The sequence below is a fragment of the Porphyrobacter sp. TH134 genome (genome assembly GCF_002855495.1).
GTDB lineage: Bacteria > Pseudomonadota > Alphaproteobacteria > Sphingomonadales > Sphingomonadaceae > Erythrobacter.
Genome location: NZ_PKRO01000010.1, coordinates 19,621 through 32,059, shown reverse-complemented (window position 1 = coordinate 32,059; position 12,439 = coordinate 19,621). Strand labels below are relative to the sequence as shown.

Here is a 12,439-nt window from a genome sequence, read left to right as displayed (position 1 = left end):
CATGGCCGAACGCTACGCCGGCAAAACGGCCTGCGTGATCGGTTCGGGCTTTGGCGGCATGGCGCTGGCCGTCCGGCTGCAATCGGCCGGCATTGCCACCACCGTGATCGAAAGCCGCGACAAGCCCGGCGGGCGCGCCTATTTCTGGGAGCGGGACGGCTTCACCTTCGATGGCGGGCCGACGGTCATCACCGATCCGCCTTGCCTTGAGGAACTCTGGGCGCTGACCGGCCATGACATCGCCGAAGATGTCGAGCTGATGAAGGTCATGCCGTTCTACCGGCTCAACTGGCCCGATGGCACCAACTTCGAATATTCGAACGACGAGGAACAGCTCAACGCGGAAATCGCCAAGCTGAACCCGGCGGATGTTGCTGGCTATGCCCGGTTCCTCGAATATTCGGCACGGGTGTACGAGGAAGGCTATCTCAAGCTCGGCACCAAGCCGTTCCTCGATTTCAAGTCGATGCTGAAGGCCGCTCCTGCCCTGATCAAGGAGCAGGCCTGGCGGAGCGTCTATTCGATGGTGTCGAGCTATATCGAACACCCCAAGCTGCGCGAAGCCTTCAGCTTCCATTCGCTGCTGGTGGGCGGCAACCCGATGAACACCTCGTCGATCTACGCCCTGATCCACAAGCTGGAGAAGGACGGCGGCGTGTGGTGGGCGCGCGGCGGCACCAACCGGCTGATCGCGGGCATGGTGCGCCATTTCGAGCGGCTCGGCGGCACGATGCGCGTCGGCGATCCGGTCGTGCAGGTGCATACCCTCGGCACCAAGGCGACCGAGGTGGAGACCAAGAGCGGCTTCCGCCAGCGGTTTGATGCCGTCGCCAGCAACGCCGACATCATGCATTCCTACAAGGACCTGCTGTCGGGCAGCGATCGCGGCAAGCAGATGGCCAAGAGCCTGAACCGCAAGAGCTTCAGCCCGTCGCTGTTCGTGGTGCACTTTGGGCTGGAAGGCACCTGGCCCGGCATCCCCCACCACATGATCCTGTTCGCCAAGCGTTACAAAGGCCTGCTCGACGACATCTACAAGAACGGCGTGGTGCCCGAAGATTTCGCGATCTACCTCCACCACCCGACCGTCACCGACCCCAGCATGGCACCCGCCGGCAAGAGCACGTTCTACGCGCTCGTCCCCGTCAGCCACATGGGCAAGATGCCGATCGATTGGGACGAGGTCGGCCCGAAGCTGGAAAAGATGATCCTCGACGAGCTGGGCCGCCGGTTGATCCCCGATATCCATGACCGGATCATCACCAAGTTCAGCTACGCACCCAAGGACTTCAAGCAGGACTTGAACGCCCACATGGGCAGCGCCTTCAGCCTTGAGCCGGTGCTGTGGCAAAGCGCGTACCTGCGCGGCCACAACCGCGATGACGTGATCGACAACTACTACCTCGTCGGCGCAGGCACCCACCCGGGCGCAGGCATCCCCGGCGTGGTCGGCAGCGCGAAGGCCACCGCCGGGCTGATGCTGGAGGATTTGGCGAAGGTCGGGGCATAAATCCTCCCGTTGGCTGCGCCGAACTGCGTTTCCAGGGGAGGGGGACCACCGTAGGTGGTGGAGGGGCGAGCATGATCAGAGGCCAAAGCACGACGATCAAACTCGCCCGCAAACTCCGCGCCGAAATGACGCCGCCCGAAATCGCCCTGTGGCAAGCCCTGCGCACCCGCCCCGGCGGCCTCAAATTCCGCCGCCAACACCCGGCGGGCATCTACGTGCTCGATTTCTTCTGCACCAAGGCACGGCTGGCGATCGAGGTGGATGGCAGGGCGCACGACAGTGCTTCGGTAGTCGCCAAAGACGAAGTGCGATCGCGGTTTTTGCGCCAGCAAGGCATCGCCACCACACGCATCCCGGCGCAACTTGTGCTTGAAGATATCGAGGCGGTGGTTCAGCGGGTCGTGCAGATTTGTGATGAAAGAATGGAACGCATGACCTGCCCGCCCCTCCCCCATCCTTCGGATGGTCCCCCTCCCCGTTCCGGGGAGGACTCATGAAACGTCTCGCCGTTTATTGCGGTTCGGCCTCGCCCGAAGACCCGCGCTATATCCAGCTTGCCTATGATGTCGGCGCGGAACTGGCGCAGCGCGGGATTGGCCTTGTCTATGGCGGCGGCAAGCTCGGGCTGATGGGTGCGGTGGCCAAGGGCGCGAAGGATGCGGGCGGCGAGGTGATCGGCATCATCCCCGAACACCTCGTCAAGGCCGAAGTCGCCAACCACGACTGCGACGAACTCGTCACCGTCAGCGGGATGCACGAGAGAAAGCAGCGCTTCACCGATCTTTCCGACGGCTTCGTCACCATCCCCGGCGGCGTGGGCACAATGGACGAGCTGTGGGAAGCGATGAGCTGGTCGCAGCTGGGCTATCATTCCAAGCCCGTCGGCCTGCTCAACGCGTTCGGGTTTTATGACGAATTGCTCGCTTTCAATGCCAAGATGGCGGCGGTCGGCTTTGTCCGGCCCGCGCACCAGAACATCCTGATCGCGGCGACCTCGATCCACGAATTGCTCGCCAAGATGGAAGCCTATCAGCCGCACACCCCGATCTTCCGCATGAAGGCCGAGGAGCTGTAAGCCTCGCCATGGCGGTCGATGCCACCACCCGCGCCGCGCTGGTCGAGCACGCACGGCTGTCGATCAAGCGCGGATCGCAGAGCTTTTCCGCCGCTGCGCGCCTGTTCGACCGCCAGACGCGGGAACGCGCCTGGCTGCTCTACGCCTGGTGCCGCCGCGCGGATGACATTGCCGACAATCAGGACATGGGCGGCGAGCTGGGCGACCAGAGCGATCTGGGCGAACGCCTCGCCCTGATCCGCCGCCTGACCGCGCTGGCTTTCGCAGGGGAGCCGACCGGCGATCCGGCGTTCGATGCGCTGGGCGTCGTCGCCGCCGAAGTCGGCCTCACCCCGCAAATGGCCGAGGACGTGATCGCCGGCTTCCAATTGGACGCCGAAGACTGGCGTCCCCGCACCGAGGCGGACATGCTGCGCTACTGCTACCACGTGGCGGGCGCGGTGGGCGTGATGATGGCGGTGGTGATGGGGGTCTCGCCTGACGATCAGGAAACGCTCGACCGCGCCAATGATCTGGGCCTTGCCTTCCAACTGTCGAACATCGCGCGCGATATCGTCGAAGATGACGCGGTGGGCCGCTGTTACCTCCCCGAAATCTGGCTGGTCGAACAGGATATCGAGCCCGGCCAGCACACCAAACCGCACCACCGCAAGGAACTTGCCGCACTGGCCGCGCGGCTGGTGGCGCTGGTGGAAAAGCACGAGGCGGCCGCAAGGGTTGGCGCGGCCAAGCTCCCGTTCCGCAGCCGCTGGGCGGTGCTGTCCGCTGCACGCATCTATGGCGCGATCGGGCGCAAGGTTCGCAGCCGAGGGCCCGAGGCATGGGCCAGCCGCACCTACGTTCCGCGCGGGGAAAAGGCGCTGTACGGTGTGCGGGCGTTCCTTTCGGCGGTGCTCAACCGCGAGAAGATGCCGGAGGGCGGGATCCATTGGGGGATTGCGGATTACCGGCCTACTTCCCGCTAATCGTCATTGCGAGCCGAAGGCGCGGCAATCCAGCATCTGGCGATGCATGAGCGCAAAGGTTGAAAATGGATTGCCGCGTCGCCTACGGCTCCTCGCAATGACGAAAAATCTAGGCTAACCCTCCCCCATGATTACCAAACTCCTGATCGCCAATCGCGGCGAGATCGCCTGCCGGATCATGCGCACTGCCCGGGCGATGGGCGTGGCGACGGTCGCGGTCTATTCCGATGCCGACGCCAAGGCGCTGCATGTGCGCTCCGCTGACGAGGCGGTGCATATCGGCCCCTCGCCCGCTGCGGAAAGCTATCTGGTCGGCGCGAAGATCATCGCTGCGGCCAAGCAGACGGGGGTGGATGCGATCCATCCGGGCTACGGGTTCCTGTCCGAGAACGCCGATTTTGCGCAGGCCGTGATCGATGCGGGCCTGATCTGGGTCGGCCCCAAGCCTTCCAGCATCCGCGCCATGGGATTGAAGGACGCGGCCAAGCAGCTGATGCGCGCGGCGGGCGTGCCGGTGACGCCGGGCTATGACGGCTCGGATCAGTCGGTGGAGCGCCTCACCGCTGAGGCCGAGGCCATCGGCTATCCCGTCCTCATCAAGGCGGTCGCGGGCGGCGGCGGCAAGGGGATGCGCAAGGTCGATGCCCCCGCCGATTTCGCCGCCGCGCTGGAAAGCTGCCGCCGCGAGGCCAAGGCCAGCTTCGGCAATGACGAAGTGTTGCTCGAAAAGTGGATCACCTCGCCCCGCCATATCGAGGTGCAGGTGTTCGGCGACGCCCACGGCAACGTCGTCCACCTGTTCGAGCGCGACTGCTCGCTCCAGCGCCGCCACCAGAAGGTGATCGAGGAAGCCCCCGCCCCCGGCATGGACGCCGCCACCCGCGAAGCGATCTGCGCCGCCGCCGTGCGCGCCGCCAAGGCGGTCGATTACGAGGGCGCGGGCACAATCGAATTCATCGCCGATGCCAGCGAAGGCCTGCGCGCCGACCGCATCTTCTTCATGGAGATGAACACCCGGCTGCAGGTGGAGCACCCCGTCACCGAAGAAATCACCGGGGTCGATCTGGTTGAGTGGCAGCTGCGCGTGGCAAGTGGCGAGCCACTGCCCAAGCGGCAGGAGGAACTGTCGATCAACGGTCACGCGATCGAGGCGCGGTTGTATGCAGAAGACCCGGCCAAGGGGTTTTTGCCGAGCACGGGCAACCTCAAATATTTCGACATCCAGCCACCAATGCGTCACCCGGCACGGATCGACACAGGGGTTGAACAAGGCGCCGAGATTTCGCCGTTCTACGACCCGATGATCGCCAAGATCATTGTCCACCGCAATTCGCGTGAGGACGCCATAGCGGCGCTGGTGCAAAACGCGCAGGGTGTCTCCTGTTGGCCAGTCAAGAACAATGCCCGGTTCCTGAGCAACCTGCTATCCGACGAGGATTACCGCGCAGGCAATATGACGACGGGACTGATCGAGGCTAAAGCTGACACGATTATTCCTGATGACGTTCCCTCGCCGAAGGCACTCGGCTTTGCGGCACACTATTTCCTGCTTGAAGGCCGAGTGAATGAGCCGCTTTACCCAAGCGAGGACGATCAGGAGCGCCTTGCCGCGTGGAAGGCGCCGACCGGCTTCAGACTCAATGCTGAACCTCGCAAGGCGAGAATCGCCTTGGCTCGTGGTAACGACACATTCCTTGCCGAACCGGAGTACAACTATCGCTGGGCCGAAGTCGTTTCTGAAGGATTGTTGGTCAGGGATGACGGCCTCTCCCACGTATTCACTCTCGCACGCCACGACGGCACCGGCCAAGCCTCCGCCGCCGATGGCGCGATCATTGCGCCGATGCCGGGCAAGGTCATCGCGGTCGATGTCGCGGAAGGTCAGGCCGTCACCGCCGGGCAGCGGCTCATGGTTCTGGAAGCGATGAAGATGGAACACGCCCTCACCGCGCCCTTCGACGGGGTGGTCGAGGGGCTGGAGGTCAGCGCGGGCGCGCAGGTGCAGGTCGATGCGGTGTTGTGCCGGGTGGTGCCTGCCGCTTCAGACGAATAATCCGTCACCCCAGCGCAAGCTGGGGCCTAGGGCCTCTTCTTGCGGCGCTTGCCGCTCTAGGTCCCAGCTTTCGCTGGGATGACGAATGCAGCCCTCCCTTTTTCGTCATTGCGAGCGTCAGCGAAGCAATCCAGAGCGGTTCGCGAGGTGCTCTGGATTGCCGCGGCGACTGCGTCGCCTCGCAATGACGAGGGAGAGGGATCGGAAATGACCTGGGCCAAGGAACTCGAAGAACTGCGCGCGCGCGAGGCGCTGGCCGAGCAGATGGGCGGCGCGGACAAGGTTGCGCGGCAACACGGGCGCGGGAAGATGGATGCCCGCGCGCGGCTCGCGGCGCTGTGCGACGAAAGCTCCTTCCGCGAGATCGGCAAGATCGCAGGTAGCGCCAAATATGATGCGAACGGTGACCTGCAAAGCGTCACCCCCGCCCCCTTCCTGTTCGGCAAGGCCACCATCAATGGCCGCCCGGTCGTTGCCACCGCCGACGACTTCACCATCCGCGGCGGCGCGGCGGATGCAGGCATCGCGCGCAAGATGGTGCAGGCCGAGATGATGGCGCATCAGATGAAGCTGCCCATCATCCGTATGATCGACGGCACGGGCGGCGGCGGCAGCGTCAAAACGCTCGAACAGATCGGCGCGACCTATATCCCCGCCGTGCCCGGCTGGGGCGATGTGGTGACCAACCTCGACACCGTGCCGGTGGTGGCGCTGGCGCTGGGGCCGACAGCGGGCCTCGGCGCGGCGCGGACGGTTGCCAGCCACTATTCGATCATGGTCAAGGGCCTCAGCCAAATCTTCGCCGCTGGCCCTGCCGTGGTCGATGGGCTGGGCGAGGCCTACAAGGGCGGCGCGGCCAATCACGAAGAGGCCAAGGAAGCGCTCGGCGGCAGTGCGATCCACACCCGCAACGGGGTGGTCGATGACGAGGTCGCCAGCGAGGCCGAAGCCTTCGCCCGGGCGCGGCATTTCCTGAGCTTCATGCCCGAATATGTCGGCCAGCCCGCGCGGCGTTCCGCCTGCGACGATCCCGCCGACCGGCGCGAGGAGGCGTTGCTCAGCCTCGTCCCCCGTGACGCGAAGCAGGTCTATTCGATGCGCCGCTGCCTTGACATGGTGTTCGATCACGGCACCGTGTTCGAGATCGGCAAGCACTGGGGCCGCGCCGCGATCACCGCGCTGGCGCGGCTCGATGGCTGGCCGGTCTGCGTTATCGCCAGCGATCCCAGCTACCTCGGCGGATCATGGGAGGCCAAAACCAGCGAGAAGGTCGAACGCTTCGTCCGCCTTGCCGACCAGTTCCGCCTGCCCATCGTCCACTTGGTCGACAACCCCGGCTTCATGATCGGGCGCGAGGCGGAGATGGCGGGGACGATCCGCTACGGCGTCAATGCGATGAACGCGATCTACCGCGCCACGGTGCCGCTCGCGAGCATCGTGCTGCGCCGCGCCTATGGCATTGCAGGCAGCGCGATGAGCAATGCCGACCGGTATCAATACCGCTATTGCTGGCCCTCAGGCGATTGGGGGAGCCTGCCCATCGCGGGCGGCTTGGAGGTCGCTTACAAGGCGGAGCTGGAGGCCGCAGACGATCCGCAGGCGCTGCTGGAGGAGATCCGCGAACGGCTGGCCAAGGTCACTTCACCCTTCCGCAGCGCCGAGCGTTTCAATGTCGAGGACATCATCGACCCCCGCGACACCCGCCCGCTGCTGTGCGAATTTGCCGGGCTGGCGTGGCGGCGGTTGGCTGCGGACACCTAGTCCCTCCCCGTTCCAACGGAATGGGGAGCTGGGCAAGGTCGTCAGGCCTTGCTCGGAGGGGTATGGTGGCGGAGGACTACCCCTCCGTCACGCGCTTGCGGCGCGCGCCACCTCCCCATTGCTTCGCAACGGGGAGGGACTATTCAAACGCCTTCGAGACTTTCTGTCCTTCGGCCATGTCCGCATCCGACGGCCCGAACAGCTTGCCCTTCTCGCTCAGCAGCACCAGCACCAGACACACGAGGCCCGCCGCCAGCAGCGCCAGCGCCAGCGGGCGCGCGGTGCCATCGAAGGCGTAACCGATCGCCCCGCCCAGCACGGCGGCCATCGTCATGCGGACAAACCCATGGGCCGAGCTTGCCGCGCCCGCGATATTGAAGAACGGGTTCATCGCAATCGCGCCGAAATTGCTGCCGATAAAGCCCAGCAGTGCCATGTTGATCGCCATCAGAGGGACGAACACCCACAGCTGTTCTTCGGGCTGGAAGGCAAACATCACTTGCGCAGCGCTCACCGCGATGAAGGCGAACAGCGCGGTGTGGCTCACCCGGCGCGCGCCAAAGCGTTCGACGATGCGCGAATTCGACCAGCTCGCCAGCGCCATCGACCCGGCACAGATCGCAAAGATCATCGGGAAGATGTCGCCTGCACCAAAGGTTTCGGAGATCAATTGCTGCGAGGAATTGATGAAGCCGAACAAGGCGCCAAACACCAGCGCCGATCCGATGACGTAGCCGGCGGTGCTCGGCAGGGCGAGCGCGCGGGTCATGTTGGCGCCGATGGTGCGCAAGTGGATCGGCTGGCGGTTCTCGTCCGTCAGGCTCTCGGGCAGGCGGACGAACACCCACGTGCCCATCAGCACCCCCAGCACCGCCATCGCACCGAAGATCGCGCGCCAGCTGCCGAATTGAAGAATGGCCTGACCGATGCTGGGCGCAACGGCCGGCACCATCAGGAAAATCACGAAGATCAGGCTCATCATGCGGGCCATCTTGTCGCCGCCCACCCGGTCACGGATGATCGCCGGCGGCAGCGCAACGATACCGGCGGCAAAGAAGCCCTGCACCGCGCGCACCGCAATCAGCGCATCATAGGTCGGCGCAATCGCGCTGAGGACCGACAGCACGATGTAAACCGCGACCGACCCCAGCAGGATCGGCCGCCGCCCGAAGCGGTCAGCCAGGGCGCCCGGCACCAGCGAACCGATGCCGCCCGCCAGCAGAAAGACACCGATCACGAATTGCCGATCATTGCCGCCAACCGAAAGATCCGCCGCGAGCGCATCCAGCGCCGGCAGGATCGCATCAATCCCGAAGGCATTGAGCGCCATCAGCATCGCCATCATCCACAACAGCTCGGTATCACCGACAGCCTTGCGGAGCGGCATCGAAGGGGCAGTTGCGGCAGGCATGGCCGGCCCTTTGCCGAGGGGTTCACCCGATGACCACTGTTCTTTTCGCATATGCACAAAATCGTGTGCAGACTGAATTGTTCCAGCAACAGTTCCTTCGCGGGCAGGAAGGTTCTATTTGACACGCCATGGCCAGCACGCCGCCCCGATCCGATGATAACGCGGTCTTGCCGCCGGATCAGCCGGGCCTGCGCAAGATCATCCATGTTGATATGGATGCCTTTTTTGCCAGCGTCGAACAGCGCGATGATCCGGCGCTGCAGGGCAAGCCGGTCGCGGTCGGCGGATCGGGCGGACGCGGGGTGGTGGCCGCCGCCAGCTATGAGGCCCGCAAGTTTGGGGTCCGCAGCGCCATGCCCTCTGTCACCGCGCAGCGATTGTGCCCCGACCTCATCTTCGTGCGCCCGCGTTTTGATGCCTACAAGGAAGCCAGCCGCCAGATCCGCCGGGTGTTTGAACATTACACGCCCATCATCGAACCGCTGAGCCTGGACGAGGCCTATCTCGATGTCACCGAAGACCGCCTGGGCATCGGCAGCGCGACCCGCATTGCGCAGCTGATCCGGCAGGAAATCCGTGCCAAGACCCGGCTGACCGCGAGCGCGGGGGTAAGCTACAACAAGTTCCTCGCCAAGCTGGCCAGCGACCAGAACAAGCCTGACGGGTTATGCGTCATCCGGCCCGGCGAGGGCGCGGAATTTGTAGCAGGCCTGCCGATCCGCCGCTTTCACGGGGTCGGCCCCAAGGCCGAGGAGCGGATGCAGAAGCTTGGTATTGCCACCGGCGCGGACCTTGCCGCCAAGGACATCGCCTTTCTGCGCGCGCATTTCGGCAGCATGGCCGATTACCTGTTCCGCGCCGCCCGCGGCATCGATCTGCGGGCCGTCGCCGCCCACCGGGTGCGCAAGTCGGTCGGCGGGGAGCGGACGTTCTCCGAAGACATCGGCAGCGGCGCGGCGCTGCGCGAGACATTGGAAACCATTATCGGCATCGTGTGGGACCGGATCGAGGCCGCCGGCGCGAAGGGCCGCACAGTCACCCTGAAACTGAAGTTCACCGATTTCCAGATCATGACCCGTAGCACATCGCTGCCCGATTACGTCAGCGGCAAGGATGCCTTTGCCGCGCTGGCCCGGGCGCTGCTGGAAGCCGAGCTGCCCTTGCGCGGTCCTATCCGGCTGATGGGACTGACGCTGGGCAATCTGGAAGGGGCCGAGGAAGAGAAACCGCCGCGCGACGAAGCGCAGCTCAGTTTGTTGTAGAACCCGTTCGCGCGACATCACGAAGGACGGCGCTGCGACAGGCTCAGCACAAACGCAATTGCGGTCGGCTTTTACCCCGTCCCCCGCGCCCGCCATGCCGCGATCCGGGTGCGGGTGGTTCGGCCCAGCGGTTCAGGCAGGGAGTGGGAGGGGAAAAACCGCGCCTCGATAACCTCTCGGCGATCCGGCTGCGGTTGGCGGTCACACATGCCGGTAAAGATGTAGGCCGTGTGCGGACTGCCCGACAGCACTTCCTCCAGCATGCCGACACATTCGATCCGCGCCAGATCCACCCCCAGTTCCTCGCGCACTTCGCGCCGGGCGGCGGCTTCCGGAGCCTCGCCGCGACCCAGCCCGCCGCCGGGCAGGCTCCACACCGCCGGACCGTAGGAATGCCTGAGCAGCAAGACATCGCCGCCAAGATTGGTCACAATCACGCTGACCCCGGCGATCGGCGCCTTGCGCCAGCGCCGCCAATGGTGCCGCACCCGGTGCGCCAGCGGCAGCAGGGCGCGGTGGAGCGGGGCGGGAAGCCACTGCACCATGGGGTCAGGCAAAGACCGTTACGGGGATATCGCGGTCGCGCGCGGCGCGCAGCAGGCGGGCAACCGGAAAATCGTGCTCGCCCCGCATCGCTGCGGCGAAGACCGCCCGCTTGTCCGCCGCACCGCCGAGCGTGAACAGGATGGCATCGGTTCGGACAAGCGCGGGGATCGTCAGCGTGATCCGGTCAAACGGCGCATGCGCGGGCAGCGGATCAGGGGTCAGGCGGGCTACGGCGTCAGGCGCGTCAATCGCGGGATCGGTGTTGGGAAAGAGCGAGGCAATATGCCCGTCCGGCCCCATGCCCAGCCAGGTGAGCGCAAAGTGCGGCGGCGCGGCGTCTTCGTTCAAAGCGACAATCCGCGCCCCCACCGGCTCCAGCAGGCTGCGCAGCTTGCCGGTGTTGGAGGCTTCGTGGTCTTCGGGCACGATCCGGTCGTCATTCGGCCAGACCTCCCACCCGTTCCATTGCACGCCGCCCTGGCGGATCACTTCGGCGAGTATCGGAAACGGCGTCGATCCGCCGGGCAAGGTGACGGCACCCGATCCGGCAAGCCTGTCAGCAAGCCAGTCAGCAACCCGCGCCTGATCGGCGGCTTCGAACATGGTGACGTTTTGCATGGCGCCGGGCATAGCAAAAGCGCCGCCCCCATCAATGGCGGATGGGGGCGGCGCGGTATGGATAGCTATGCGCCCCGATCAGGCCAGCAGCGAGCGCAAAAACCATGCGCGCTGTTCGGCCATGTCGGTCCAGTCATCCAGCAGCCCGTCGGTGGCATTATCGCCCGCCTGCTCGGCCAGATCCTTCATGCCCTTCAACCGCGCGATCACGGTCTCGTTGTCGTTCAGCAATTCGGCGATCATGTCTTCGGCGGCCAGCGTGGTGCTGTCCTGATCCTTGATCTTGGTGTGCTTGCCCATCGTACCGATCGAGGTCAGCGTATCCGCGTCGAGCTTGCGCACACGCTCAGCGATCAGATCGATCTGGTCGCGCACTTCGAGGGCCTGCGTGTCGAACAACAGGTGCAGATCGTGAAAGCGCGGGCCCTTCACGTGCCAATGGAAATTCTTGGTTTTGATGAACAGCGCAAAGTGATCGGCCAGCAGGCCGTTGAGTTCAGCGATCAGCGCGGTTTTGGAATTGGTTTCGGCCTTGGCCATGATAAGCTCCTGTGGGTCTTCGGCAGCACGCGAAAAACCGCGCGGCGCATCAGTGTCGCCGGGTTAAACTGCCAAAACGCGCGAATGTTTCATGACAGGTGCAATTGCTGACGTCGGCCTGCGGTCAGGCTGCGGCAAAGCGGGCATCAAGCCCGACGAACAGCGCCGCAACGGCCAGACACGCAGCCAGTCCCCAGCGCAGCTTGGTCAGCGGCCAGCGTGCCAGACTTGCACTCCCCACCGACCATCCCAGCGTGACGGCCGCCGCGCCGCCCAGCGCGCCGCCCAGACCCGCGGTCAGCGGAACCACTGTCCACGCCGACAGCGCGAAGACAGCAAAACGCGCCCCATCGCCGACTTGGCGGGCCAGCAGCACCACGAAAAGTGCGCCCAGCGAACGGGTCGGCTCTTGCGGTGATGTAAGCCGCACCGGCAGCGCCAGTTCGATCGCCGCCACAGCCAGGGCAAAGGCCACCAGCATCTGCGCGGCGCGGCGCGGCAGCAAGGCGGCAAATTCGGCCCCCACCCACGCCATCGCGCCAGCACTGAGGCAGGCCGAGAGCGCTGCAACCACCAGCAACGCCGGGCTGCGGTGCAGCGCGCTGGCCCATTGCGCCACCATCCGCTGATCGCGCCCGCCGGTGGCCAGCGCGAACACCAGCAGCAAGGCGATGAGAAACCCGTCCACGCCTAGGCGA

General features: G+C 65.2%; 12 protein-coding genes. 7 read left to right on the top strand and 5 right to left on the bottom strand.

Annotation, left to right across the window (positions count from 1 at the left end; genetic code table 11):
• Position 1 precedes the first annotated feature (1 nt).
• The 6 genes from C0V72_RS06510 (at position 2) to C0V72_RS06485 (ending at position 7,364) form a co-directional block, all read left to right on the top strand.
• Positions 2 to 1,510, top strand: coding sequence for a phytoene desaturase (locus tag C0V72_RS06510; RefSeq protein WP_101792593.1), 1,509 nt, complete (start codon positions 2 to 4; stop codon positions 1,508 to 1,510).
• 71 nt (positions 1,511 to 1,581) lie between these two features.
• Positions 1,582 to 2,007 (top strand): endonuclease domain-containing protein, encoded by a 426-nt coding sequence (locus tag C0V72_RS06505; protein WP_101792418.1) that lies wholly within the window; start codon positions 1,582 to 1,584, stop codon positions 2,005 to 2,007.
• Positions 2,004 to 2,585, top strand: a complete 582-nt coding sequence (locus C0V72_RS06500) for a TIGR00730 family Rossman fold protein (RefSeq protein WP_101792417.1) — start codon at positions 2,004 to 2,006, stop codon at positions 2,583 to 2,585. The genes C0V72_RS06505 and C0V72_RS06500 overlap by 4 nt, the downstream gene beginning before the upstream one ends.
• Positions 2,586 to 2,593: 8 nt before the next feature.
• Positions 2,594 to 3,550, top strand: coding sequence for a phytoene/squalene synthase family protein (locus tag C0V72_RS06495; protein ID WP_101792416.1), 957 nt, complete (start codon positions 2,594 to 2,596; stop codon positions 3,548 to 3,550).
• 127 nt (positions 3,551 to 3,677) lie between these two features.
• A complete protein-coding gene (locus C0V72_RS06490) occupies positions 3,678 to 5,603 on the top strand; it encodes an acetyl/propionyl/methylcrotonyl-CoA carboxylase subunit alpha (RefSeq protein ID WP_101792415.1) in 1,926 nt (641 codons plus the stop codon).
• Positions 5,604 to 5,810: 207 nt separating this feature from the next.
• Positions 5,811 to 7,364 (top strand): acyl-CoA carboxylase subunit beta, encoded by a 1,554-nt coding sequence (locus tag C0V72_RS06485; protein WP_101792414.1) that lies wholly within the window; start codon positions 5,811 to 5,813, stop codon positions 7,362 to 7,364.
• Positions 7,365 to 7,503: 139 nt separating this feature from the next.
• Here C0V72_RS06485 and C0V72_RS06480 read toward each other — a convergent pair whose 3' ends face one another.
• Entirely contained in the window at positions 7,504 to 8,775 is a 1,272-nt protein-coding gene (locus C0V72_RS06480; protein ID WP_233999822.1) for a multidrug effflux MFS transporter, read from the bottom strand.
• Between the two features lie 128 nt (positions 8,776 to 8,903).
• On the opposite strand from C0V72_RS06480, the gene dinB reads away from it, so the two are divergent.
• Positions 8,904 to 10,037 (top strand): DNA polymerase IV, encoded by a 1,134-nt coding sequence (dinB, locus tag C0V72_RS06475; RefSeq protein ID WP_101792412.1) that lies wholly within the window; start codon positions 8,904 to 8,906, stop codon positions 10,035 to 10,037.
• Between the two features lie 71 nt (positions 10,038 to 10,108).
• Here the strand turns inward: dinB and C0V72_RS06470 are convergent, their stop codons facing one another.
• From C0V72_RS06470 to C0V72_RS06455, 4 genes are all read right to left on the bottom strand, one after another.
• Entirely contained in the window at positions 10,109 to 10,582 is a 474-nt protein-coding gene (locus C0V72_RS06470; RefSeq protein ID WP_101792411.1) for an NUDIX domain-containing protein, read from the bottom strand.
• Between the two features lie 4 nt (positions 10,583 to 10,586).
• Positions 10,587 to 11,201, bottom strand: a complete 615-nt coding sequence (locus C0V72_RS06465) for a 6-phosphogluconolactonase (protein WP_101792590.1) — start codon at positions 11,199 to 11,201, stop codon at positions 10,587 to 10,589.
• A gap of 78 nt (positions 11,202 to 11,279) precedes the next feature.
• Positions 11,280 to 11,741 (bottom strand): Dps family protein, encoded by a 462-nt coding sequence (locus tag C0V72_RS06460; protein WP_101792410.1) that lies wholly within the window; start codon positions 11,739 to 11,741, stop codon positions 11,280 to 11,282.
• 124 nt (positions 11,742 to 11,865) lie between these two features.
• Positions 11,866 to 12,429 carry a hypothetical protein gene (locus C0V72_RS06455; RefSeq protein ID WP_101792409.1) on the bottom strand — a complete coding sequence of 188 codons (564 nt, stop codon included), beginning with the start codon at positions 12,427 to 12,429 and terminating at the stop codon, positions 11,866 to 11,868.
• Positions 12,430 to 12,439 lie beyond the last annotated feature (10 nt).